Raw genomic sequence first — 2,681 nt, forward strand, 5'->3', positions numbered from 1 at the left:
GCCCTGGGCCGGTGTGCCGTCGGCGGCGGGGTTGCCGCCGCCGGGCGCCGTCCCGGCGGACGGCGCGCCGGAGCCGCCGGTGCCGGGGGCGTGGGTGCCGCCGCCCGCCCCGCCGCCGGCCGGCGCACCGCTCTTCGCGGGCTGCTCGGCCAGGTGCAGGGGCGCGACGTCCTGGCTTATGTCGTCGAAGAGCTGGTCCACCAGGTGGGCCTGGGAGGTGAGCTGGACCGGGAGCCGGGACTGGAGCTCGGCCCAGGTGCCGTCCTCGTCCTGGGCGAAGCCGGCCAGGGTCCGCATCGGGTCGAGCGAGCCGTTGTTGCGGTAGACCGCGCGCAGCAGGTCGCGCCCCTTGAGGGCGTCGGCGTGCATCGCGTCCAGCGCCCTGCGGACCTGGTCGACGGTGCCCGGGCTGAGCGCGCCGGCGGCGTCGGTCCGGCCGACCAGGGACCTCGCCTCGCCGAGCCGGGTGGCCGCGTTGTCGAGGAGAAGTTCGCCGCGTTCGCTGTCGGAGCCCGCGAGGTTGAGCCGTAGCCCCTCCAGCCCGCGCTTCATGCCGTACAGCGGGTCGCCGGGAAGGGCGTTGCCGCTGGCGGCCGCGGCGCCGGCGAAGCTGCCGACGGCGAGGCCGGCGACCAGCCCGCCGATCGCGAACCGGCGGCTCCAGCGTCCGCGCGGCGCGGTCCGGACGGTCCGGTGGCGGCGCTGCCGCGGCACCGTCGCGCCCGGGCCGCCCGCGAAGGCCTGCTCGAACGCGGCCGTCAGCTGGGCGCGTTGGACGGTCCGGACCTCGCGGTCGAGTTCCGGGGCGGGCAGCGCGCGGAGCGCGCCGACCGTGTCGATGAGTTCCGCCATCGCGGCCGAACCGGCGTGTCCGCCAGCGGTGTTGGCCGTTCCGTCACCCTCGGCAGCGCGTTGCTCCGCCTGGTGGGCCTCCAGCGCATCGGCGAAGGCCTTCGCCCGCCGGTGCTCCAGCACGTTTGCCGTCACGGGCCACACCTCCCTTCGTCGTTGTCGACACCCCGGCCTGCCGGACGGTTGCCCCGGCAAGCCCATGCCACTCCATCGGGTGAGAGGTCGCAATTCGACTTGACCGTACGCCTGGTGGAGGCTTGCACGCTGGCCAACGAGCGGTGCGGGCGGTCGGTTACGCGCGGCTGATCATCGGATCGACCGTTCACCCGGATGTGTCGGGCCGCCCCGGAAGGTGACGGCCCGCCCCCCGTCGCTCCTGCCGTTCCCCGGGAGCCCGCCCCGGACGTCCGCCCGTTCACCGCGCGTCGGGCGGGAGCAGACGGGCCAGGGTGCGCACGGCGCGGTACTGGAGGGTCTTGATGGCACCCTCGTTCTTGCCCATGATCCGGGCCGTCTCGGCGACCGAGAGTCCTTGCAGGAAGCGGAGGGTGACGCACTCCTGCTGCTGCGGGTTCAGCCGGCGCACGGCCTCCAGCAGGGCGGCGTTGGAGAGCGACTCCAGCACCGACTCCTCGGGGCTGCGCTCGCACTCGTTGGAGTCGAGCATCTCGCCGGTGGTGACCTCCAGCCGGAAGCGGCTGGACTTGAAGTGGTCGGCGACCAGGTTGCGGGCGATGGTCACCAGCCAGGCGCCGAAGTCCCGGCCCTGCCAGGTGAACGTGCCGATCCGGCGCAGCGCGCGCAGGAACGTCTCGCTGGTGAGGTCCTCGGCGGTGGCCCGGCTGCCGACCCGGTAGTAGATGTAGCGGTAGACGGTGTCCGCGTAGTGGTCGTAGAGCCGGCCGAAGGCCTCGCTCTCGCCGGCCTGGGCCCGCTCGACCAGCTCCATCACCGGGTTGGGCTCGGTCTCGTAGCCGGGGCCGGTGGTGGTGCGGGCCCGGCCGCGGCCGCCGGTGGTGCCGGTGCGGCCGCGCGCGCCGGCGCCGGCCGATTTGGCGGCGGTGGTGCGCAGCAGCGGTCCGGCGGCGGGTCCGTGACCGGACGGCGCTCCGGCGGTCACCAGTTGGGGGGTGGCGGCGAGCCGGCTGCGGAGCAGGCTGCGCAGCAGGTCCAGTCCGGTGGTGATCTGCCGGGGCGGGACGGCGCGGGCGCGGGGGCCGGGGCGGGAGGGGCGCAGGGGCGCGGACGACGGGCGGGAGGGTGCAGGCGCGTCGTTCCGGACGGGTGGGTACACGGGACTCCCAGAGGCAGAACTGTGGACGGATCACCTCCGCCTGCGCGGAGAGCACGCCCGTCCCGCCCGGTCGTACGTGGGGCGGGTGGGTGACGTGCATCCAGGAGAGGATAACGCTTTGTGCAATGACAGCTACACCGTGTGGTCGAAGTGGTCGTTTGAGATCCGCGAAGGGTGCAAATCCGGCTGACACTGACCGAACGCGTCATCGATCGTCTGGCTCAACGTGACAGAACAGGTGCGCCAGGTGACCAATTCGGCGGTGCGGCGGGCGGTTTCCCGGCCTGAGGGTCGGATAATCCCCGACTTTCGCGAGCGGGCGAACGATCAGATCCGGTCACGGGGTGGCGGGTTCGGTCGCCGGGCCCCGACGGCCCCGCGGCGCGCGGGAGTTCGCCCGTACGAGCGGCCTGGTCAGCGTGCGGATTGACCGCCCTCACCCCGGCGGGGGGCGCCCGGACGGGCGGCCGCGGAACGGGTCCGCGGCCCGCCGCGGACCGGCCGCAAGGCGGCCCGGGCGCGCCCGCTCAGCCGC

General features: G+C 74.6%; 2 protein-coding genes. Both read right to left on the bottom strand.

Annotated elements, in window-relative coordinates:
- Positions 1-987, bottom strand: a 987-nt coding sequence (locus ACFXAM_RS38455; protein WP_380298557.1) for a DUF5667 domain-containing protein, incomplete at its 3' end; no start/stop codon positions are given.
- A gap of 280 nt (positions 988-1,267) precedes the next feature.
- Positions 1,268-2,038 (bottom strand): ECF subfamily RNA polymerase sigma factor, BldN family, encoded by a 771-nt coding sequence (locus ACFXAM_RS38460; protein ID WP_380298558.1) that lies wholly within the window; start codon positions 2,036-2,038, stop codon positions 1,268-1,270.
- Positions 2,039-2,681 lie beyond the last annotated feature (643 nt).

The sequence above is a fragment of the Kitasatospora sp. NPDC059462 genome (assembly GCF_042749955.1).
Taxonomy (GTDB): domain Bacteria; phylum Actinomycetota; class Actinomycetes; order Streptomycetales; family Streptomycetaceae; genus Kitasatospora.